Annotated in this window: 25 protein-coding genes; 16 read left to right on the top strand and 9 right to left on the bottom strand. The window is 68.5% G+C overall.

The genetic code is table 11. From position 1 onward, the window contains the following. Positions 1–1,188, top strand: a 1,188-nt coding sequence (locus B2Y21_RS06005; RefSeq protein ID WP_292057932.1) for an anthranilate synthase component I family protein, incomplete at its 5' end; no start/stop codon positions are given. A 10-nt stretch (positions 1,189–1,198) separates the two neighbouring features. Here the strand turns inward: B2Y21_RS06005 and B2Y21_RS06010 are convergent. From B2Y21_RS06010 to B2Y21_RS06020, 3 genes are read right to left on the bottom strand one after another with little or no spacing between them, the layout of a single operon-like run. Beyond that, positions 1,199–1,771: a TadE/TadG family type IV pilus assembly protein gene (locus tag B2Y21_RS06010; RefSeq protein WP_292057934.1), complete on the bottom strand. Its 573-nt coding sequence runs from the start codon at positions 1,769–1,771 to the stop codon at positions 1,199–1,201. 8 nt (positions 1,772–1,779) lie between these two features. Then, positions 1,780–2,307, bottom strand: coding sequence for a TadE/TadG family type IV pilus assembly protein (locus B2Y21_RS06015; protein ID WP_292057935.1), 528 nt, complete (start codon positions 2,305–2,307; stop codon positions 1,780–1,782). Positions 2,308–2,311: 4 nt separating this feature from the next. Then, positions 2,312–2,701, bottom strand: a complete 390-nt coding sequence (locus B2Y21_RS06020; RefSeq protein ID WP_292057937.1) for a pilus assembly protein N-terminal domain-containing protein — start codon at positions 2,699–2,701, stop codon at positions 2,312–2,314. A 283-nt stretch (positions 2,702–2,984) separates the two neighbouring features. On the opposite strand from B2Y21_RS06020, the gene B2Y21_RS06025 reads away from it, so the two are divergent. The 9 genes from B2Y21_RS06025 to B2Y21_RS06065 all read left to right on the top strand — a co-directional run bounded on the left by B2Y21_RS06025 (position 2,985) and on the right by B2Y21_RS06065 (position 12,249). Then, positions 2,985–3,167 carry a Flp family type IVb pilin gene (locus tag B2Y21_RS06025; protein ID WP_292057939.1) on the top strand — a complete coding sequence of 61 codons (183 nt, stop codon included), beginning with the start codon at positions 2,985–2,987 and terminating at the stop codon, positions 3,165–3,167. Between the two features lie 156 nt (positions 3,168–3,323). Next, the gene (locus B2Y21_RS06030) at positions 3,324–3,836 is read left to right on the top strand and encodes an A24 family peptidase (protein WP_292057942.1); all 513 of its coding nucleotides are present in this window, start codon (positions 3,324–3,326) and stop codon (positions 3,834–3,836) included. A 121-nt stretch (positions 3,837–3,957) separates the two neighbouring features. Next, complete coding sequence (gene cpaB, locus B2Y21_RS06035; protein ID WP_292057944.1) at positions 3,958–4,887, top strand: Flp pilus assembly protein CpaB; 930 nt, start codon at positions 3,958–3,960, stop codon at positions 4,885–4,887. Between the two features lie 17 nt (positions 4,888–4,904). Next, positions 4,905–6,452, top strand: coding sequence for a type II and III secretion system protein family protein (locus tag B2Y21_RS06040; RefSeq protein WP_292057946.1), 1,548 nt, complete (start codon positions 4,905–4,907; stop codon positions 6,450–6,452). A 5-nt stretch (positions 6,453–6,457) separates the two neighbouring features. Continuing rightward, the gene (locus B2Y21_RS06045; protein ID WP_292057949.1) at positions 6,458–7,138 is read left to right on the top strand and encodes a CpaD family pilus assembly protein; all 681 of its coding nucleotides are present in this window, start codon (positions 6,458–6,460) and stop codon (positions 7,136–7,138) included. Beyond that, complete coding sequence (locus B2Y21_RS06050) at positions 7,135–8,670, top strand: AAA family ATPase (protein WP_292057951.1); 1,536 nt, start codon at positions 7,135–7,137, stop codon at positions 8,668–8,670. Before B2Y21_RS06045 ends, B2Y21_RS06050 begins: the two co-directional genes overlap by 4 nt. A 4-nt stretch (positions 8,671–8,674) precedes the next feature. After that, on the top strand, positions 8,675–10,255 hold the full coding sequence (locus tag B2Y21_RS06055) for a CpaF family protein (RefSeq protein ID WP_292057953.1): 1,581 nt from the start codon (positions 8,675–8,677) through the stop codon (positions 10,253–10,255). A 5-nt stretch (positions 10,256–10,260) separates the two neighbouring features. Then, the gene (locus tag B2Y21_RS06060) at positions 10,261–11,244 is read left to right on the top strand and encodes a type II secretion system F family protein (RefSeq protein WP_292057954.1); all 984 of its coding nucleotides are present in this window, start codon (positions 10,261–10,263) and stop codon (positions 11,242–11,244) included. Positions 11,245–11,259: 15 nt separating this feature from the next. Next, positions 11,260–12,249 (top strand): type II secretion system F family protein, encoded by a 990-nt coding sequence (locus B2Y21_RS06065; RefSeq protein WP_292057956.1) that lies wholly within the window; start codon positions 11,260–11,262, stop codon positions 12,247–12,249. Positions 12,250–12,263: 14 nt separating this feature from the next. On the opposite strand, the gene B2Y21_RS06070 is transcribed toward B2Y21_RS06065, so the two are convergent. Next, on the bottom strand, positions 12,264–12,698 hold the full coding sequence (locus tag B2Y21_RS06070; protein ID WP_292057957.1) for an SRPBCC domain-containing protein: 435 nt from the start codon (positions 12,696–12,698) through the stop codon (positions 12,264–12,266). 115 nt (positions 12,699–12,813) lie between these two features. Here B2Y21_RS06070 and B2Y21_RS06075 point away from each other — a divergent pair, with 115 nt between their 5' ends. The 3 genes from B2Y21_RS06075 to B2Y21_RS06085 are packed head-to-tail and all read left to right on the top strand — an operon-like array spanning position 12,814 to position 13,827. Further along, entirely contained in the window at positions 12,814–13,155 is a 342-nt protein-coding gene (locus tag B2Y21_RS06075; protein WP_292057959.1) for a RidA family protein, read from the top strand. A gap of 1 nt (position 13,156) precedes the next feature. Continuing rightward, entirely contained in the window at positions 13,157–13,372 is a 216-nt protein-coding gene (locus tag B2Y21_RS06080) for a hypothetical protein (protein ID WP_292057961.1), read from the top strand. Next, positions 13,369–13,827, top strand: a complete 459-nt coding sequence (locus B2Y21_RS06085) for a YbaK/EbsC family protein (protein ID WP_292057964.1) — start codon at positions 13,369–13,371, stop codon at positions 13,825–13,827. Before B2Y21_RS06080 ends, B2Y21_RS06085 begins: the two co-directional genes overlap by 4 nt. On the opposite strand, the gene B2Y21_RS06090 is transcribed toward B2Y21_RS06085, so the two are convergent. The 3 genes from B2Y21_RS06090 to dapE all read right to left on the bottom strand — a co-directional run bounded on the left by B2Y21_RS06090 (position 13,824) and on the right by dapE (position 16,449). After that, a complete protein-coding gene (locus tag B2Y21_RS06090) occupies positions 13,824–14,726 on the bottom strand; it encodes a sigma-70 family RNA polymerase sigma factor (protein WP_292057966.1) in 903 nt (300 codons plus the stop codon). The two genes, B2Y21_RS06085 and B2Y21_RS06090, sit on opposite strands and share 4 nt — an antisense overlap. Further along, on the bottom strand, positions 14,713–15,177 hold the full coding sequence (locus tag B2Y21_RS06095; protein ID WP_292057967.1) for a carboxymuconolactone decarboxylase family protein: 465 nt from the start codon (positions 15,175–15,177) through the stop codon (positions 14,713–14,715). Before B2Y21_RS06095 ends, B2Y21_RS06090 begins: the two co-directional genes overlap by 14 nt. A 78-nt stretch (positions 15,178–15,255) precedes the next feature. Continuing rightward, positions 15,256–16,449, bottom strand: coding sequence for a succinyl-diaminopimelate desuccinylase (gene dapE, locus B2Y21_RS06100; RefSeq protein WP_292057968.1), 1,194 nt, complete (start codon positions 16,447–16,449; stop codon positions 15,256–15,258). 50 nt (positions 16,450–16,499) lie between these two features. On the opposite strand from dapE, the gene B2Y21_RS06105 reads away from it, so the two are divergent. Next, the gene (locus B2Y21_RS06105; RefSeq protein ID WP_292057970.1) at positions 16,500–16,988 is read left to right on the top strand and encodes a cupin domain-containing protein; all 489 of its coding nucleotides are present in this window, start codon (positions 16,500–16,502) and stop codon (positions 16,986–16,988) included. Beyond that, entirely contained in the window at positions 16,985–18,253 is a 1,269-nt protein-coding gene (locus tag B2Y21_RS06110) for an MFS transporter (protein ID WP_292057971.1), read from the top strand. Before B2Y21_RS06105 ends, B2Y21_RS06110 begins: the two co-directional genes overlap by 4 nt. A gap of 182 nt (positions 18,254–18,435) precedes the next feature. On the opposite strand, the gene B2Y21_RS06115 is transcribed toward B2Y21_RS06110, so the two are convergent. Beyond that, on the bottom strand, positions 18,436–19,470 hold the full coding sequence (locus B2Y21_RS06115) for a 2'-deoxycytidine 5'-triphosphate deaminase (RefSeq protein ID WP_292057973.1): 1,035 nt from the start codon (positions 19,468–19,470) through the stop codon (positions 18,436–18,438). A 93-nt stretch (positions 19,471–19,563) separates the two neighbouring features. Between B2Y21_RS06115 and apaG the strand changes: the two genes are divergently transcribed. Then, positions 19,564–19,971, top strand: a complete 408-nt coding sequence (gene apaG / locus B2Y21_RS06120) for a Co2+/Mg2+ efflux protein ApaG (RefSeq protein ID WP_125900341.1) — start codon at positions 19,564–19,566, stop codon at positions 19,969–19,971. Between the two features lie 374 nt (positions 19,972–20,345). Here apaG and B2Y21_RS06125 read toward each other — a convergent pair. Next, a partial coding sequence (locus B2Y21_RS06125; RefSeq protein WP_292057976.1) for a GcrA family cell cycle regulator occupies positions 20,346–20,649 on the bottom strand: 304 nt, incomplete at its 5' end.

Genomic DNA, 20,649 nt, shown 5'->3' on the forward strand with positions numbered 1-20,649 from the left:
CGCTGGTCCTTCGTGGCCTGCGAGCCGGATCAGACATTCGCCGGGGGCGTGGACGATGGGGCGCTGTTCCAGCGCCTGCGTGAGCCCGCCTATGCAGACGGCGGGGTCGTCGGGCTGATGAGTTATGACGCCGGGGCGCGGCCCGCGACCGGCGAGCGCGAGGGCGACTGGCCGGACCTGATGCTGGCGCGCTATGCGGCCATGCTGGCCTTCGACCACCAAGAACGACAGGTGCGGGCGATCGGGCGCGGGGCGGATGTCGAGGCGGCGCGCCTTGAGGCGCAGCGCGCGGCGACTTGGCTAGAGACGGCGGTCTCGACGGAGACGCCCGCACCGCCGTGTGACGGCGCGGTCGAGGAAGGCTCGGGCGCGGCCTATGAGGCGGCGGTGGCCGACGTGGTCGCCCGCATCGGCGCCGGGGAGCTGTTCCAGGCCAATATCGCGCGCGCATGGACCGGGCGCCTGAAGCCGGAGCGCGATCCGTTCGAGGTGTTCCTGCGGCTGTCGGCGGGGCGGGGCGCGGCCTACGGCGCCTTCTGGCGGCTGGGCGAGCGGGCCTTGGTGTCTAACTCGCCGGAACTGTTCCTGACCTTCGACGGCGACAGCGGTCGTATCGAGACCCGGCCGATCAAGGGCACCCGCGCGCGCCACCCCGACCCGGCGCGCGACGCGGCCCTGGCGGCGGAGCTGGTCGCCAGCGCCAAGGACCGGGCCGAGAACCTGATGATCGTCGATCTGATGCGCAACGACGTGGCGCGGGCGGCGCGACCCGGTTCGGTTCAGGTCGAGCGCCTGTTCGCGCTGGAGAGCCATCCGACGGTGCATCATCTGGTCTCGACGGTGAGCGCCCAGGCGGCGCAGGGCGTCGGCCCGGCCGAGGTCATGGAGGCCGCCTTCCCGCCCGGCTCCATCACCGGGGCGCCCAAGCATCAGGCCATGAAGGTGATCGCGGGCCATGAGCCGCCGCGCGGGCCGTGGTGCGGCTCCCTGTTCGGCTGGGGGCTGGGCGAGGAGGCGCGGCTGACGGCCTCGGTCCTGATCCGCACGGCGGCGTTCGAACATGGGGCGGACGGCTGGCGCTGGCGCGCCCTGGCCGGGGCGGGGATCGTCGCCGACAGCGATCCCGGCGCCGAACGGCTGGAGACCGAGGCCAAGTTCCGCGCGTTGAAGGAGGCCCTGGTCAGCTAGGGCCGCCGAGTCAGGCGGGGCAGTCGGTGCAGGCGATCCGATCCGTCGTGCGCGGGCGGAGATAGTAGTTCCGCTGAAAGGCGATGCCGCCCGGTATCATCTGGCCGAAGGCGGACACGTAGCCGTAGTTCGTTTCGCCCAGGATTACGGTCTGGCCGTCCGTGATCAGGTCGGGCGGCAGGTCGGTGATGGGATCGCCCCGCTTACGGGCGGGCATGATGTCGGCGCCCTTGGCGTCCTTGGCGCTCTTGGCGCGGCTCCATTCGACCGTGGCGACGCCGCGCGCATCCACGGTGACGCTCGAGACGCGGATCGACAGGGTCTCGGACGAGAAGGGCCGCATGATCATGTCGCCGATCAGAAAGGTGCTCTCCAGATCCTTGATGTTGGTGCCGCCGGACTGGGCCACCAGATCCGCGACCATGGAGGCGACGTGGCTGGCGCGGCGCTCGGCCATATAGCCCTGGGAGAATTCGATCAGGCCGAAGTAGATGGTGATCATCACCGGCGCGATCAGGGCGAACTCGATCGCCGAGACGCCGCGCCGATCCCGTAACAGGCGCTTCAGAAGCCCGACTTTCACGGCGCGCCTCATTGATAGGGCTCGTTGCGGAAGGCCAGGGTGGTGGTCAGCATCACGCGACGATCGGCGGTGCGCGACACGGCCTGGGCGATGAAGGGGGTGACGATGGGCTGTTCGTACCAGACGCGCACCAGCACCCGGTCGCCGGGGCCGCCCGGCTTGTAGGTCAGGACGCTGGGGTCGAAGACGCCTGTTTTCAGCGGGTCGGCGTCAGACGGGGTCGAGAAACCGTCGACCACGCGAATGTCTATGAAGGCGCGGCTGGGGCAGTCGGCGGCGAAGACGCTCATATTGGCGCACAGGCGCTTCTTGATGTCCCCGACCTCCAGCTTCTGTTCCTGAGCCAGGCCGGTGCGGATCTGGCGCCCGGCGTCGGAGACGGCGGTTTCGACCAGGGCGTCGACCAGCAGCATCAGGCCGATCTCCAATATGCCGAACAGCAGCATGAAGAAGGGGAAGGCCACGAGGGCGAACTCCATGGCGGTGGAGCCCTCGCGGCGACGCCGACGATGCATCAGGCCCAGCCCCCGCTGCATGGCGTCAGGGCGCCGTGGAGGGGCGGGCGGCCGGCGCGCAACGGGTTCCGCAAGCGACCTCGGTCGCCTCGCCGCCGCGCCAGACGCGCACCGAGCCGGTCTCGCCGGGGCTGACCGCCACCTGGCGCTGGAACAGGGGGCGGCCCAGGGCGTCGACGGCGATGATCTCGGTCAGGCCGTAGCTCTTGCCGGTGATGAACAGGGTGCGGGCGTCGGTGACGGTGACGTCGGCGATGCGCGGATTGGCCACGATCACCGATCCGGCCGGTGCGCGAAGCTGCACCCGCGTCGCCTGGTCGATCTGCACGTCCAGCGGCCGTTCCTGCGCCACGGCGGGCGCGGCCAGAACGAGCAGCGCGGCCAGGGGCGCGACGAGAAGAGAAGCTGGGCGCATGGCGGGGCCTCCGTGAGGATCAGAACGGGCGCGCGCGAGCGCCGCACGTGGAAGCTGACGGCCAAAGGTCAAGAAAGCCTGAAATTCTCTACCAACGCCGAAATCAAGGGCGAATTCTAGTAAACAAGAAAGTAACCATCAATATTGCGCGGGGACGTCGAGATTTTACCCGCTCTTAAGGGGCGTCGTCGCATTGTCTCCATGCAAACGGGGGTCAAGCGGGCAAAACCGACGACCCTGATGGTGGGTCATCTGCTCGTTATTGAAAGAAGGAAGACATAACATGCGTAACTTCATCACGCGCTTCGCTAAAGACGAATCCGGCGCCACGGCCATCGAATACGGCCTGATCGCTGCTCTGATCGCGGTTGTCATCATCGGCGCCGTCGCCGCTCTGGGCACTCAGCTTCAAGGTACCTTCAAGAAGGTCACGGATGACATGAAGGCCCCGCCTAAGACTGTCTAATATAACCAGTCAATCAAAATGATTGGGGTCGGAGCGATGACGCTCTGACCCCTTTTTGTTTTTGCGAGCAAGCGCCAGGAGCATTTAAGCTTTGAACGGCGACAGCCGGATAGATTGGAAACCTGCTTTTAAGGATCGGGTGTCCAAGATAGGTTCATGACTGAATTGTCCACGATCTTGCTGGCTATCCTGCCTGTTCTGGCTATCGGTGCCGCCTTGCATGACTTGATCACTATGAAGATCCCGAACTGGATTTCGGGGGTTCTCATTGTCGGCTTTTTCCCCGCAGCCTTGGTGTTGGGTCTGCCGCTGGATGTGGTGGGTGTTTCGGTCGGCCTGGCGATCGCGATGCTTGTTATCGGCATGGGCATGTTCGCGGGGAATTGGATCGGCGGCGGCGACGCTAAACTTCTAGCCGCTTCCATGTTGTGGATGGGCGCTTCGGCTGGCGTGCCTTTTGTTTTTCACACCGCATTGGTTGGCGGTGGATTTTGCATTCTGCTGATGACCGCGCGCAGCCATTTGCCTTTCTTCGCCCAGAGCGGACCAGGCTGGGTCATGCGGCTGATGCAGCCCAAGGGCGACATTCCTTATGGGGTCGCCATCGCCATCGGCGCCCTGCTGGCCTATCCGTCCAGCCCGCTGATGACGGCCTACATCGCGGGTTGATGACGTTGTTCGTCAAGGGCGGTCCAGCTTAGGGGCGCGTTAACCATGACGGGCCATTATCCCTGACAGGCAGGGGGCGGATCATCCGGGTTCGCGCGATCGCGTCTGCCGGAGACACTGGATGAAACCCGCCAAGATCGCTGTCATCTGCATTGCAGCCCTCGCGGCCGTCGGTCTGGCGCTGGTCGTGCGCGCCATGGGGTCGTCAGGGCAGCCGACGGCCACCGCCACGGCCGCCGTCGAGACGCGGCCCATGGCCAAGGTGCTGGTCGCGGCGCGCGATCTGGAGCCCGGTCGTCGCCTGGTTGATGCGGACCTCAGCTGGAAAGACTGGCCCGCCGACGAACTCAACCCCCTCTTCATCACCGACGGCCCGCCGCCGCCCTCCAAAGCCGAGGGCGCCGCCGCCGAGAACGCGGCCGTCGAAGGCTCTGGCGACGCCAAGAGCGACACGGTGGACAAGGCCATCAAGGCCGTCGCCGAACTGAACACGCCGGGGGCCAAGTCCGACTACATCGGCGCTGTGGTGCGCGAACCCATTCTGGCCGGCGAGCCCCTGGTGGCGCGCAAGATCGTGCGCGCCGGGGACAGCGGCTACATGGCCGCCTATCTGGAGCCGGGCATGCGGGCCATGGCGATCCGCGTGACGGTCGAGACGGCCGCGGGGGGCTTCATCCTGCCCGGCGACCGCGTGGACGTCCTGCTGACGCGCGAGGTCAAGGGGTCGGGCGACGACGGCGGGGCAAAATATTCGGCCGCCACGGTGATGCGCAACGTCAAAGTTCTGGCCATCGATCAGAGCACCCGCGCCGCCGAGGACGAGCAGGCGGTGGTCGGCGCCACGGCGACGCTGGAGCTGACGGGCCGCGACGCCGAGGTTCTGGCCCTGGCCAAGTCCGAGGGCGAACTGTCGCTGGTGCTGCGCTCCTATGCCGATACGGCCGGGCCGTCGGGCCATGTGCCGGGCGCGGTGCGCGGGCGGGCGGCAGGCGGCGGTTCGGTCGTGCGCGTCTATCGCGAGGGGCAGGCCGAAACGGTGGCGGTGCCATGAAGACGGGACTATCGGGCATGAATCGTTTCGCTGTCGCCGCCTGCGCCGCCCTGATTGCGCTAGGCGGCTCTGCGGCGTCGGACGGCGCCCGCGCCCAGACGCGCGCCGCCATCACCGCAGGCTCGGCCCCGCAGATGGTCAATCTGCCGCGCGGAACCTCCTTCGCCGTCGACCTGCCGGCGGATGCGCGCGACGTCATCATCTCCAATCCGGCCGTGGCCGAAGCCATGCTGCATTCGCCGCGCCGGATCACCATGATCGGCCTGGCGGGCGGCGAAACGGACGCCGTCTTCCTGGACGCGAGCGGGCGCACCATCCTGGCGCTGCGGGTGCGCGTGGACGCGGGGGTCAGCGCGCTTCAGGACACTCTGGCGCGGGTGGCGCCGGGCTCGAACCTGCGCGCCGAGGCGGTCAACGACAGCATCATCCTGACCGGCGTGGCGGCCAGTCCGCTGGAGGCCGAACGCGCCGCCCAAGTGGCCCGCGCCTTCGTCAGCGCCCCCGAAAAGGTCATGAACATGATCGCCGTCGCCGGATCGGATCAGGTGACGCTGAAGGTGCGCGTGGTTGAGGTGCAGCGCAACGCCATCAAGCAGCTCGGATTCGACACCCAGGCAGTGCTCGGCCGTGTCGGCGACACCCAGTGGCTGCTGGGCAATAGCGCCACCTGGGGCGTGAACGGCTCCTTCCTGGGCGGTCTGGCGGGCGGGATCGCCCGCGACACCACCAAGAATTTCCAGATGCAGGTGCCTTGCCTCGGTCCGGGCTGGCCGGAAGGCGCCATGTGTCCGGTGACGGTCGACGGCAGCCCCGGCGATCCGTCCAACTGGGACACGGCCCAGCCCGGCACCGGCCCCGGTTCGGACGGGCTGAACAAGGGCGAGGCCATGCTGAAGGCCTTCGAGCGCGTCGGCCTGGTGCGGATGCTGGCCGAGCCCAACCTGACCTCGGTCAACGGCGAAGCGGCCAGCTTCCTGGCCGGGGGCGAGTTCCCCGTCCCCGCCGGGCGCGACCGCGAAGGGCAGATTACGGTCGAGTACAAGCCCTACGGCGTCGGGCTGTCGTTCCGGCCGGTGGTTCTGTCGGAAGGGCGCATCAGCCTGCAGGTCAAGGTCGAGGTGTCCGAGCTGACTCCCAACGGCGGCCTGACTATCGGCGCGGGCACGCCGTCCTCCATCACCCTGCCGGGCCTGACGGTGCGGCGCAGTGAGAACACCATCGAACTGCCCTCGGGCGGGTCGATGATGATCGCCGGCCTGCTGCAGGAATCCACGCGCCAGGCGATCGACGCCCTGCCGGGCATGACCAATCTGCCGGTGCTGGGCCAACTGTTCCGCTCGCGCGATTATGTGATGGGCGAGACCGAGCTGGTGGTCATCGTCGAGCCCTATATCGTCAACCCGACCTCGCCGGATCGGATGCAGACGCCGGCCGATGGTCTGCGCATCGCCCAGGACGCCCAGACCATCTTCTTCGGCCAGTTGAACCAGGTCTACGGCTCGCCCGCTCCCGCGGCGCAGCCGGGCGCCGGCTGGCGCGGCCCTGTCGGCTATGTGATCGAGTGAGCGCCATGATCCGCACCGTCTCCATCTCCGCCGCCGTTCTGAGCCTCAGCCTGGCGTTGTCGGCCTGCGTCGGCGGCCCGGCCAGCCTGGGCGGGGAGCCGCCGCTGACCCCCACCTCGCGCTTCAGCCTGCAGGTCGAGCCTGGCCTGGACCGCATCGCCCTGGCGGTGCACGAGACGGGCCTGTCGGCCAATCAGCGCGCGGCGCTGGACGCCCTGGTCGGGCGCTTCGCCATGGAAGGCGCGCCGGTGCTGGTGATCGAGGCCCCGGCGGGCGGCGATCCCGTGGCGGCTCAGGCGGCCTGGAACGTCAAGGCGGCGTTCGAGGCGGCGGGCGTGCCGGGCGAGCGCATCCAGCTGGTCGGCTACGCCGCACCGGACCCCAGGGCGCCGGTGCTGGTCGGCTTCGAGACGGTGCGCGCGGTCGTGCCGCAGTGCGGAACCCAGTGGGGCAATCTGGGCCGCACCGGCGACAATCAGTCGGCCTCCAACTTCGGTTGCGCCGTGAACGCCAACCTGGCCGCCCAGATCGCCGATCCGCGCGACATCGTCGCCCCGCGCGCCATGACCCCGGCCGATTCCGGTCGTCGCTCTGTGGTGTTCGACGCCTATCGCGAGGGCGGTCAGACCTCCGCCCAGCGTGAGACCCTGTTGTCGCAGACCAAGATTTCACAGGCTGTGCAATGACGACGGCGCCCAAGCCCTTCCCCTCTCAGGATTTCGACGCCCTGGACGGCTTCGATCTTGATGATGAGTTCATGGACCTGCACCCGACGGGCGCCGGAGCGCCTGGACCTGCGTCCATGGGGCGGATTCCCGACGCCTTTGACCCGGTCGGACAGATGCGGACAGAAACCGAGGCGGCGATCAATACGGCGGGCGCCGCGCCCCCCGTCGCCCCGCCCGTGGTGGCCGCCATGCCCGCGGTCGAGACGTCGACGGCGCTGACGATGGGCGGGCCGGCCTCGGTCGAGGTGTCGATCCCGCGCATCGGGGTGCACATCTTCGCCGAGCGCCAGGACACGGCCGCCGCCGCCGAGCGCGCCGGCCAGGATCGCCGCATGGCCCGCGCCACGACCCAGATCCGCCTCGGCGGCGTCCAGGCGGCGATCGAGGCCTATCAGGCCGAACCGACGCCGCCGCTGATCATCGTCGAGAGCCTGAAGGCGCCGCAGGATCTGCTGGCCGAGATCGACCAGCTGGCCCAGGTCTGCGACGCGGGCACCAAGGTCGTCATCATCGGCGCGACCAACGACATCTTGCTGTTCCGCGAGCTCATGCGACGGGGCGTGAGCGAATATCTGGTGGCGCCGGTGCAGCCGCTGCAGCTGATCGCCGCCATCGGGGGCCTGTTCGCCGATCCGGCCCAGCCTTTCGTCGGCCGGACCATCGCCTTCGTCGGCGCGCGGGGCGGGGCGGGGGCCTCGGCCGTGGCGCACAACACCGCCTATGCGATGAGCGAACGCATCGGCGTCAACACCGTCATCGTCGACTACGATCTGCCGTTCGGCACGGCCGGGCTGGACTTCAACCAGGATCCGCTGAACGGCGTGGCCGACGCCCTGAACCAGCCGGATCGCCTGGACGCCACCCTGCTGGACCGGATGATGGTCCGCTGCACCGACAAGCTGAGCCTGTTCGCCGCGCCCGCGACGCTGGAGACCGACTGGGACATCGGCGCCGAGGCCTTTGAGGAAGTCACCACCCGCATCCGGGCGACCGCGCCCTTCGTGGTGCTGGACCTGCCGCACCTGTGGTCGGGCTGGATGCGCCGCGCGTTGATCGCGGCGGACGAGGTGGTGGTGGTGGCGACGCCGGACCTGGCCTCGCTGCGCAACGCCAAGAACATGATCGACCTGATCAAGCAGGGGCGCCCCAACGACGCCCCGCCGCGCCTGGTGCTGAACCAGGTGGGCATACCGGGGCGGCCCGAGATTCCGGCCAAGGATTTCGGCGCGGCCCTGGGCGTCCATCCCAGCCTCAGCATTCCCTTCGACGCCAAGGTGTTCGGCGCGGCCGCCAACAACGGCCAGATGATCGTCGACGCCGCCGCCAAGACCAAGGCGGCCGAGGCTTTCGAGACCCTGGCGCAGATCGTCTCGCGCCGCGAGCTGCCGGCCGCCTCCGCGCGTGCAGCAGGCCGGGCCAAGCCGACGGCGGCGGCCAAGAGCGCCGGAAGCAGCTCCCTGCTCGGCTCTCTGTTCAGCAAGAAGCGCTGAGGCCGTGTTCGGCAAGCGGACAGCACAGCCGGGTCTGGCCCCCGTCGCGCCCCGGCCCGCCCCGGCCCCTGTTCCGGAGGCGCAGGCGCGCCGGGCGCCCGAGCCGGTGGACGGCTTCTCGGCCGAAGACCTTGATCCTCTGACGCCGCCGCCGGCCGCCGCGCCGCGCAGCGACCGGCTGGACGCCCTGGACGGATTGCTGGGCCGCAAGCCCGAGCCTGCGCCAAGTGTTTCTCCGAGCGGCCCTCGGGCCACGCCGGGCCTGGAGCAGCTCAAGAAGGCCCAGGCCGTCGCCGAGATCGTGCGCGAACAGAGCGACTACTATCACGCGACGAAGACCACCATCTTCAACGCCCTGATGAACACCATCGACCTGGCCCAGCTGGCGCAGCTGGATCAGAAGGCGGCGTCCGAGGAAATCCGCGACATCGTCTCCGAACTGGTGGCGATCAAGAACGTCTCCATGTCGGTGGCCGAGCAGGAGCATCTGGTTCAGGACATCCTGAACGACGTGCTGGGCTATGGGCCGCTGGAGCCGCTGCTGGCGCGCGACGACATCGCCGACATCATGGTCAACGGCGCCGGTCGGGTCTTCATCGAGGTCGGCGGCAAGGTGCAGCTGACCAACGTCCGCTTCCGCGACAACGGCCAGTTGATGAACATCTGTCAGCGGATCGTGTCCCAGGTGGGCCGCCGCGTCGACGAGGCCAGCCCCATCTGCGACGCCCGCCTGCCCGATGGCAGCCGCGTCAACGTCATCGCCCCGCCGCTGGCCATCGACGGCCCCACGCTGACGATCCGCAAGTTCAAGAAGGACAAGCTGACGATGCGCAATCTGGTGGAGTACGCCTCCATCAGCCCCGAGGGCGCGCGCGTCCTGGGCGTCATCGGCGCGTCGCGATGCAATCTGGTCATCTCGGGCGGCACGGGTTCGGGCAAGACGACCCTGCTGAACACCCTGACGGCCTTCATCGACCCGACCGAGCGCGTCATCACCTGCGAGGACGCCGCCGAGCTGCAGTTGCAGCAACCCCACGTCGTGCGTCTGGAGACCCGCCCGCCGAACCTGGAGGGCCAGGGCCAGATCACCATGCGCGACCTGGTCAAGAACTGTCTGCGGATGCGCCCCGAACGCATCATCGTCGGCGAGGTGCGCGGCCCCGAAGCCTTCGACCTGCTGCAGGCCATGAACACCGGCCACGACGGCTCGATGGGGACGCTGCACGCCAACTCCCCGCGCGAAGCCATCAGCCGGATGGAATCGATGATCACCATGGGCGGCTACGGCCTGCCGTCCCGGACCATCCGCGAGATGATCGTCGGCTCGATCGACGTCATCGTCCAGGCCGCGCGCCTGCGCGACGGCTCGCGCCGCATCACCCACATCACCGAGGTGGTGGGGCTGGAAGGCGATGTCATCGTCACCCAGGATCTGTTCGTCTACGACATCACCGGCGAGGACGCGCACGGCAAGATCACCGGCCGCCATCGCTCCACCGGCATCGCCCGCCCGCGCTTCTGGGACCGCGCCCGCTACTATGGGCTGGAGCGGGAACTGGCCGAAGCCCTGGACGCGGCGGAGTAGGGGCGATGCTGCTTCCCATCCTGGCGGCGATCCTGGCCTTCATCACCATCGGCGGCGTCGGCTGGGTGCTGGTCGGCGGCGACGATTCCTCGAGCCAGGCGGTCAAGCGCGCCAAGACGATGGGCGGGGTGCGGGCCGAGGCGGCGGCGAACGCCAAGCGCGTCGCGGCGGCCAATACGCCCGAGGCGCGCCGCAAGCAGATCCTGCTGCAGCTTCAGGAGGTCGACCGGCGCGAGCGCAAGGCGCGCATGACCACGGCCGCCAAGCTGAAGCAGGCGGGGCTGAGCCTCTCGGTGCGGACCTTCGTCATCATCAGCGTGGTCGCAGGTCTGGTCGGGGCGCTGCTGGCCTTCGTTCTGGGAGCCAACATCATCATCGTCCTGGGCGTCGGCGTGGCGGCGGGTCTGGGGTTGCCGCGCTGGATCGTCGGCATGAAGGCCAAGGCGCGGATGAAGAAATTCTCACTGGCCTTCGCTGACGCCGTCGACATTCTGGTGCGCGGCATCAAGACCGGCTTGCCGGTCCATGACTGCTTCAAGATCATCGCCCGTGAGAGCCCCGAGCCTCTGGCCGGCGAGTTCCGCACCCTGGTCGAGGGCATGGGGGTGGGGCTGACGCTCGCCCAGGCGCTGGACAAGATGTACGAGCGCATGCCGACGCCGGAGCTGAAATTCTTCGCCATCGTCATCGCCATCCAGCAGAAGTCGGGCGGCAACCTGGCCGAGGCGCTGGGCAATCTGACCACGGTGCTGCGCGCTCGGCGGATGATGGGCGAGAAGATCAAGGCCCTGTCGTCCGAGGCCATCGCCTCGGCGGGCATCATCGCCTCCTTGCCGCCGGCGGTCATGATCCTCGTGATGCTGTCCAACCCCAGCTACATGCTGCTGATGTTCACGGACATTCGCGGGCAGGTCATGCTGATGGGCGCGGCCCTGTGGATGGCGATCGGCGTCTTCGTGATGAAGCGCATGATCTCCTTCAAGTTCTGAGATGGGGGCGACGACGTGAACGGCTTCATGCGCTTCATCACCGACCCGCAGAACCTCTTGAGCATCGGCGTAGGCGTGGCGGTGTTCGCCAGCGTCCTGACCTTGCTGTCCTCCTTCGTCGGCGGCGGCGCGCGGCTGGACAAGCGGATGAAGGCCGTGGCCGAGCGCCGCGAGGAACTGCGCCGCCGCTCGCGTCAGGCGATGCGCGGCGGGGCGGGCGAAGGCTCCAGCCTGCGCCAGACCGATGACAGCTATCGCAGCCGGGTGGTCGCGCGCCTGAACCTGACGAAGCTGCTGGAAGATCCCAAGGTGGCCGAGAACATGGTCCAGGCGGGCTTCCGCGGGCCTGGTCCGTTGAACACCTTCTACTTCTTCCGCTTCGCCAGCCCCTTCATCCTGATGGCGCTGACGGCCTTCTATCTGTTCGTCGTGGTCAAGCCGGACCTGCCGATGATGACGCAGGTCGCCATGGTGGTGATGGCTGCGGGCGTCGGCTTCTATGCTCCGAACATCTATCTGAAGAACATGATCGACAAGCGACGCGCCTCGATCATGGCGGCCTTCCCGGACTCGCTCGACCTGCTGCTGATCTGCGTGGAGTCCGGCATGTCGATCGAGGCGGCCATCCAGAAGGTCAGCCAGGAGGTCGGCGGCCAGTCGATCGAACTGGCCGAGGAGCTGTCCCTGCTCTCGGCCGAGCTCAGCTATCTGCCGGACCGGCGTATGGCCTATGAGGGCATGGCCAAGCGGACGCAGCATCCGGGCATCAAGGCCGTGGCCACCGCCATGACCCAGGCGGAGACCTACGGCACGCCGCTGGGGTCGGCCCTGCGCGTCATGGCCAAGGAAAACCGCGACCTGCGCCTGGCCGCCGCCGAGAAGAAGGCCGCGGCCCTGCCGGCCAAGCTGACCGTGCCGATGATCCTGTTCTTCCTGCCGGTGCTGTTCGTCGTCATCCTGGGCCCGGCCATCATCAACATTCAGGACATGATGAAGGGCGGCTGAGGGGCTGAGACGTCTCAGCCCTCTTCGGCGGTCCGCTTCAGAGCTTCGCTGATGGCCTGATAGGCCGGGCGGATGCGGGCGCGATGCTTGTCGTGGAACAGTTCAGCGCGCAGGCCGGTGAAGACCGTGCCGTGCGACACGATGCAGGCGCCGCGTTCCAGCTCTTCGATCTCATAGTAGCGCAGGGTGCGGAACAGGAAGCCGCGGCGCTCGATCCAGACCAGCTGGGCGTTGGGCTCCCACTCGCCGAGCTGCGCCTGCACCTGACGCTCGCCCAGGTCGGGTAGGCGTTCCATCAGGCTGATCGGCGCGCCGAAGCCCAGGGCGCCCTCGACCTCGACCTCGTGCGGATTCCAGCGGTTCCAGCCGCCGAAGTCCGTCAGCACCTCCCAGAGGCGTTCGGCCGTGGCGCGCACGCCGATGCGGTTCTCGATGCGGATCGTTTCCATGACGCTTCCTGTGACACGGCTTTTTGCGTTTAGGAAGACACAGAGGCGCCCGGCGTTTGTCCTTGGAGCCTTCGTCCCGCCGCGTTAAGTCCGAGCCTCAGCGCAAGGAGCCGTAATGATCACCCGCATCCAGCCCGACAGCCGCATGAGCCAGGCCGTGATCCACGGCCAGACCATCTACCTGGCCGGACAGGTCGGCGAACCGGGCGAGGACGTCGCCGCCCAGACGCGCACCGCCCTGGCCGAGGTCGAGGCGATCCTGGCCGAGTGCGGCAGCGACAAGTCGAAGATCCTGTCGGCCCAGGTCTGGCTGGCCGACATCGCCGATTTCGAGGCGATGAACGGCGTCTGGGACGCCTGGGTCGATCCGGCCCATCCGCCTGCCCGCGCCACCTGCGAGGCCAAGCTGGCGACGCCCGACTACCTCGTCGAGGTCATCGTCGTGGCGGCGCGCTGACATGGCCCGCGTCATCTCCCCGGAAAGCGAGCTGGAGCGGTTCAAGGCGACCCGCGTCACCGCCCTCTATCGTCTCGACCTGATCGAGAAGGGGGCGCAGCTGACCTATGACGACGGCACGCCGGTCGACATGGCGTCCGAGGCGCAGCGGCTGAAGGATCAGGTCGCCGACATGGACCGCCGCATCGCGCGACTGGAAGCGGCGGGCGAGGCGTGAGTCTGGCCAGCGTCCAGGCCTTCTTCGCAGAGCAGGCGCCGGACATCGCGATCATCGAACTGGACGTCAGCACCGCCACCGTGGCCGAAGCCGCCGCGGCCCACGGCGTCGAACCGGGTCAGATCGCCAAGACCCTGTCGCTGCGCGCGGGCGACCGCATCGTCCTGCTGGTGACGACGGGCGACGCCCGGCTGGACAACGCCAAGGCCAAGGCGGCCTTCGGCGGCAAGGTGAACATGCTGGACCTGGCCGAGGTCGAGGGCGTGACCGGCCACCCGGTCGGCGGCGTCTGCCCGTTCGGTCTGGCGACGCCCCTGCCGGTCTATTGCGATGTCTCGCTGAAGGCGTGGGACGTGGTGATCCCGGCGGCGGGGGCCATCCATTCCGCCGTTCGCATCAGCCCCGAACGGATGGCCGAACTGACCGCCTCCGAATGGGTCGACGCCTGCCGTTAAGCCGAGGCGAGCGGCGGTTCGTTCATCAGAGCCGCGATGCGCGCCAGCTTATCCGGGTTGCGCGTGATGAAGACTTCGACGATGCGGCCGTCAGCGATGGTCAGGGCTGTCGTCTGCAGGATGCGGCCGCGTTCCAGGCTGATGTAGCCGGGCAGGCCGTCGATCCAGACGGGACGGAGCATTTCCGAGCCTTCATGCCCGTATTTGCGATGCAGGCCGGCGTAGAGCCGCAACAGCTTCGGCGCGCCCTGGATCGCGTTGTGGAAGGCCATCACCTTGCCCCCGCCGTCCGACTTCAGCGTCGCCTCGTCCGCCAGAAGGGCGCCGAGGGCGACCATGTCGCCGGACCGCGCCGCTTCGAAGAAGACGCGGGCGATGCGTTCGCCCTCTTGCGGCTCCACGGCGTAGCGGGGGCGGGCTTCCCGGATATGGCGGCGGGCGCGACTGGCCAGTTGCCGCACCGAAGCGGGGTCGCGCTCCAGCGTCGTCGCCACCTCGGCGAAGCCGACATCGAACACGTCATGAAGAAGGAAGGCGGCGCGTTCCAGGGGCGATAGCCGCTCCATCGCCGTCATCAAGGACAGGGTCAGGTCATCGGCGAAGACCTCGGCGTCCGCCTCCGGCCCGGTGATCAGCGGCTCGGGCAGCCAGGCGCCGACATAGGTCTCGCGCCGCACGCGCGCGGATTTCAGCAGGTCCAGCGCCAGGCGGGTCGTGGTGCGCGTCAGCCAGGCGCCGGGCTCGCGGATCTCGGCCGGGTCGACCCTGCTCCACCGCAGCCAGGCCTCCTGCGTCACGTCTTCCGCCTCGGCCAGGGAGCCGAGCATGCGGTAGGCGAGGCGCGTCAGCCGGGGCCGATGCGCCTCGAAGACTTCGGTCGCGGGGTCAGGCCGCGACACGCGCGGGGCCTGCCGGATGGGCCGAGCGGAAGCCGACGGCGAGCCGATTCCAGACGTTGATCGCCCCGATGGCGAAGGTCAGGTTCACCTGTTCGGCTTCATTGAACTCGGCCTTGAACACGGCATAGTCCGCATCGGACGCTTGGGATTGTTCGATGCGCGTCAGGCTCTCGGCCCAGGTCAGGGCGGCGCGTTCGCGTGGGCTGAACAGCGAGGATTCCCGCCACGCAGCGAGCAGGTGCAGACGCACTTCGTCCTCACCGGCCCGGCGAGCGTCGGCGGTGTGCATGTGCAGGCAATAGGCGCAGCCGTTGATCTGCGAGACGCGGATCTTCAGCAGTTCCAGCAGGCTGTGCTCAAGGCCGCTGGCGGCGACGGCCTGTTCCAGCTTGAGCATCGCCTGATAGGCTTCGGGGGCGGCCTTGGCGGGGTTGGCGAGGCGTGGGGTCATGTCGTGTCTCCTACGAGCGTGAGTGCGCGTCGCCTCCATGACGAGACAGGGCGGCGGAGTGTGACATGACCTTGCCGATCAGGGTTTCAGACGCTCCAGCACCGTGGCGATGACGCGCTCATAGGCGTCGGTCAGGGCGCGCAGCTCGGCCTCGGGCACGCGCTCGTCGACCTGGTGCATGGTCTGGCCGACCAGACCCAGCTCCAGCACGGGACACAGGGCGCGGATGAAGCGGGCGTCGGAGGTGCCGCCGGTGGTCGAGGCCTCGGGGCGACGGCCCAGCACGGCCTCCACCGCGTCCTGCACGGCGCCGACGAAGACGCCGGGTTCGGTCAGGAAGGCTTCGCCCGAGCACATATGCTCCAGCTCGATCCGCAGACCGGTCTCGGCCTGAAGCGCGCCCGCCTCGCGGTTCAGCCAGTCGATCAGGCCGTCGCCGGTGTGGGTCGGGTTGAAGCGGATGTTCAGCCGCGCCTTGGCCTCGGCCGGGATGATGTTGGTCGCCGGATTACCTACGTCGATGGTGGTGATCTCCAGGTTCGACGGCGGGAACTCGGGATAGCCCTCGTCGAGGACGTGGGCGTCGATCCGGGCCAGCAGCCGGGCGATGACCGGGGCCGGATTGGCGGCGCGATCGGGATAGGCGACGTGGCCCTGCTTGCCGAAGACGGTGATCCAGGTGTTCAGCGAGCCGCGCCGCCCGACCTTGATCATGTCGCCCAGGTGGTGGGCCGAGGAGGGCTCGCCGACCACGCAGGCGTCGATGACCTCGCCTTCGGCGGCCAGGGTCTGGACCACGCGCTTGGTGCCGTGCAGGGCCGGGCCTTCCTCGTCGCCGGTGATCAGGAAGGACAGGGAGCCTTCGATTTCGCCTTGAGACAGCACGCGCGAGACGGCGGCGACCCAGGCGGCGATGCCGCCCTTCATGTCCACGGCTCCGCGGCCGTACAGGACGCCGTCGCGGGTCTCGCCCTCGAACGGTCCGGCGCTCCAGGCCTTCAGGTCGCCGATCGGCACCACGTCGGTATGGCCCGCGAAGCAGAGGTTGGGCGAGGCGGTCCCGCGCCGGGCGTAGAGGTTCTCGATCCGCGCGTCGTGGCCCACGCCGCTCGGCCCCTCGAACACCATGCGGCGGCAGGTGAAGCCCAGGCCGGTCAGGGCGCGCTCCAACACGTCCATCGCCCCTTCGTCGGCGGGGGTGACGGAGGGGATGCGGATCAGGTCGCGGGTCAGTTCGACAGGATCGATGACGGAATGTGATGCGGCGTTCATGAGGCTATTGCTTTAGGCATATCCCGCATCCGCGAGAAGGCCCGAAAACCGTGCCGAAGATCGACATCGACGCCGCCCCGACCCTGAACGGAACCGGATACCCGGACGAATTCGCTGCGCCGTGCAAGCCGCGACGCCGCTGGCGACTGGGCGATGCGGTCGGCCTGGACCAGTTCGGGGTCAATCTGCTGCGCCTGCCCGCCGGGGCCTGGTCCAGCCAGCGTCATTGGCACACCGCCGAAGACGAGTTCGTCTGGGTGCTGGACGGCGAGGTGGTGCTGGTCGAGGACGAGGGCGAGACGATCCTGCGCGCCGGCGACTGTGCGGGCTTCAAGGCGGGCGTCCCCAACGGCCACAAGATCGAGAACCGCAGCGATCACGAAGCGGTTTTGCTGGAAGTCGGCTCGCGCCGTCCGGCCGACGACGCCTGCGACTATCCCGACATCGACATGATCCTTCCCCATGCCCCTCCTCTGGGCGCCGATCGCTATTTCCACCGCGACGGAACCCCCTATCCGAAGACGCCCATACGAACGTGACGACCGACGACTCCTCCGCTTCTCGCCCTGACGACGGCCCGTCCAGTCCCTGGAGCATTCCCGACTTCCGCCTGTTGTGGCTGGGGCGCGTGGCGGCGGTTCTGGGCATTCAGATCCAGTCCTCGGCCCTGTTGTGGCAGGTCTATGAGATCGCCCGGCGCGATCATCCGATCGAGGAGGCCAGCCTCTATCTGGGCCTGGTGGGGCTGTGCCAGTTCCTGCCGCTGCTGGCCTTCACCCTGCCCGCCGGGGCCATGGCCGACCGGCGCGACCGCAAGCACACCGTCACCCTGTCGATCATCGTCGAGGGGATGTGCGCGGGCGCCTTCCTGCTGATGGCGATGCACGGTTCGCCGCCGCTGTGGGGTTTGCTGGCGGTGGCCGCCGTCTTCGGCGCGGCGCGCGCCTTCCTGGCGCCGGCCAGCCAGGCCTTCCTGCCGATGGTGGTGGGGCGCAGGGCCTTGCCGCCCGCCATCGCCGCCCAGTCCATCGCCTTCCAGACCGGGGCCATCGCCGGTCCGGCCCTGGGCGGGGTCATCGTCGCCGTGTCCGTGCCGATGGCCTACGCCTCGGCCATGGCGCTGTTCCTGGCGGCGATGGCCTGCTTCATCTTGATCCGCACCAAGGGCAAGCCGCAGGTCGATCCGTCCAAGCTGGGCCCGGTGCAGCAGGTCAAGGAAGGCCTGGCCTATGTGTGGAAGACCAAGATCGTCCTGGGCGCCATCTCGCTGGATCTGGTCGTGGTGTTGCTGGCCGGGGTGGCCCTGCTGACGCCGATCTTCGCACGCGACATCCTGCACGTCGGGGCGATCGGCTTCGGCCTGCTGCGGGCCTCGTTCGGGGTGGGGGCCTTGCTGATGGCGCTTTACCTGAGCCGCTTCCCCATCGTGCGCCACGGCGGACGCTGGATGTTCGGCGCGGTGGCGGTGTTCGGCGTCTGCACCCTGATCTTCGGCCTGTCCAAGAGCGTCTGGCTGTCGGGCGCGGTGCTGTTCCTGGGCGGGGCGGCGGACATGATCAGCGTCAACATCCGCCAGACCCTGATCCAGTTGGCCACGCCCGATCACATGCGCGGGCGGGTGTCGTCGGTGTCCATGCTGTTCATCGGCGCCTCGAACGAGCTGGGCGAGGCCTATTCCGGCGTCATGGTGCGCCTTCTGGGGCCGATCGGCGCGGCGGTGTTCGGCGGCTTCGGCGCCCTGGCCGCCACGGGTATCTGGGCCAAGGCGTTCCCCAGTCTGAGGAAGGCGAACAAGCTGACCTGATCTGATCCTTCTCCCCTTGTGGGAGAAGGTGGCATGCGAAGCATGACGGATGAGGGGTGGCGGCGGCGTCGCTAGTCGTGCGGCGCATAGAAAAAGCGCCGCGATCGGCTGACCGCGGCGCTCACACCCCTCATCCGAGCGCCTACGGCGCCCACCTTCTCCCTCAAGGGGAGAAGGAAAACCTAGCCCCAGGGACGGAAGTGCTTCGACAGCTTGAGCCCCTGGCTCTGATAGTGGCTGCCGCCTTCGCCATAGAGGCGCGACGGGCGTTCCGTCAGCGGCTCATAGACCAGTCGGGCGACGATCTGGCCGTGCTCCAGCAGGAAGGGGGTGTCGTGGGTGCGGACTTCCAGCACGCCCTTTGACCCGGCGCCGTGCGCCTCGTCCGTGCCGAAGCCGGGGTCGAAGAAGCCGGCGTAGTGGACGCGGAACTCGCCGACCGACGGGTCGATCGGGGTCATTTCGGCGGCCTGATCGACCGGGATCTCCACATCGTCCGACGAGGCCAGGATGTAGAACTCGCCCGGATCCAGCAGCAGTTCGCCCCGGCGTAGGGTCAGCGGCTCCCAGAAGTCGCGCGGGTCGTGGCCGTCGATGTGGTCCATGTTGACCACGCCCGCGTGGCGGCGGCCGCGATAGCCGACGACGCCGTTGTCGCCTGCGCGCAGGTCGACGCCGACGCTGCGGGTCTCAAGCTTGGGCGGTTCGCCCGCCTTGAGGCGCAGCTGGTTCAGCCGGGTGCCCGGCTTGACCAGGATGGAGAAGGTCTGGGGCGCGATCTCGAGATACAGCGGGCCGTCATAGCCCTCGTCCACGTCGTCGAAGCTGCCGCCCTGATCGGTCAGCAGGCGGACGAAGACGTCGACGCGGCCGGTCGAGCTCTTCGGATTGGCGCGGGCGTTCAGCCCCTTGGGCAGACTGAGGCGCTCCTGCAGGCGGGCGATATAGACGCAGCCCTTCTCCATCACATAGCCGCCCGACAGGTCGATGGCGTGCATGGCGACGTCGGCGATACGTTCCTCGACCTTGCGCTGGCCAGGCAGGAAGGAGGCGCGCACGCGCCAGGCCTGATCCGACAGACGCAGGTCCAGGCTGGCGGGTTGGACCTGATCGACGTCGAACGGGGTGTCGGAGGCGATGGCGCCCGCCGCGATCAGGGTCTCAATGCCCTGGAAGGGAAGGATGCCGGAGCGGGCGGGAATCTGAAAGCTGGTCATGCCGTCCTGTTCTCACACGGATTTTCTCGTCTGTGTAGCTTGTCGGCGACGACAGACGCTTGAACCCCGCGTACGGCGGGCTGCATATAGCGCATGCACTCCGCTCCTGCCTACTCCGCCGAGACCGAAGGCGTCGTCGTTCGCGTCCGCCCCTCCTACCTGGCGGGCCAGTCGGACCCGGCCGAGGGGCGCTGGGTCTGGGCCTATCAGGTCGAGATCGTCAATCTGAGCGGCGGCCCGGTGCAACTGGTGGCCCGGCGCTGGACCATCACCGACGCCATGGGCCGGGTCGAAGAGGTGCGCGGTCCCGGCGTGGTCGGCGAACAGCCGGTGATCGAGGCGGGCGACAGCTACGCCTACGCCTCGGGCTGCCCGCTGACGACTCCCTCGGGCTCCATGGTCGGCGCCTATTTCATGCAGGACGCCGAAGGCCGGATGTTCGAAGCCGCCATCCCGGCCTTCAGCCTGGACGTGCCAGATGCTCGCCGGGTGCTGAACTAAGGGCAGGTCTCGAGCTGTGGGGAGGGGCTGGGAGCCATCCAGCCCTCAAGCAGCGCGAAGCGCGGTAGGGCGAACAAGGCAGCCCTCAAGCAGCGCGAAGCGCGTCAGGGCCAACAAAAAAGCCCTCGCCGAGGGCGAGGGCCTGGAGGGGACTGCGTCAACCCGGATGAACCGCAGTCCCGCCCCGGAGCCCGTCGAAAACCGACGGGGCGGACGGCGGCCCCTCTAGGGGGCGTTCGTGTCGGCCGTGGGGCCGAAAGTCGACGACGTGGCGGCTCTTCTGCTCAAGCAGGGAGCCGCCGCGCGGCGAACGATAGCGGTCACGTCTGCTCAAGCAGCGAGCGACCGNNACCGCGTCGCGAGCGATAGCAGGCTTAAATGTACCGGCGCAGGCTGCGGGCCAGGTCGGACGAGGCGTCCTTGCCGGCGCTCTTGCGGACCTGGGGCTGGTAGGCGACGCGGGCGTGTTCGACGCAGTAGACGCCTTCCGAAGCGCGGCGGCCGCAGAAGCTGAACTCGCTGGTCGAGGGGTCGCCGATCGGCCATTTGCACATGTGCGCGCCCAGCGTCAGCACCGTCGCGGTGCCGGCCAGTTCCGGCGCGGGCGTCGGAGCCTGGGACGCGGCGGCGATGGCCACCGGGCGCGGGGCCACGGCCTCGATGCGGCGCGGGGCCGAC

Origin of the sequence: Brevundimonas sp. UBA5936, from assembly GCA_002430835.1 — a bacterium.
In the GTDB taxonomy this organism is placed as follows: domain Bacteria; phylum Pseudomonadota; class Alphaproteobacteria; order Caulobacterales; family Caulobacteraceae; genus Brevundimonas.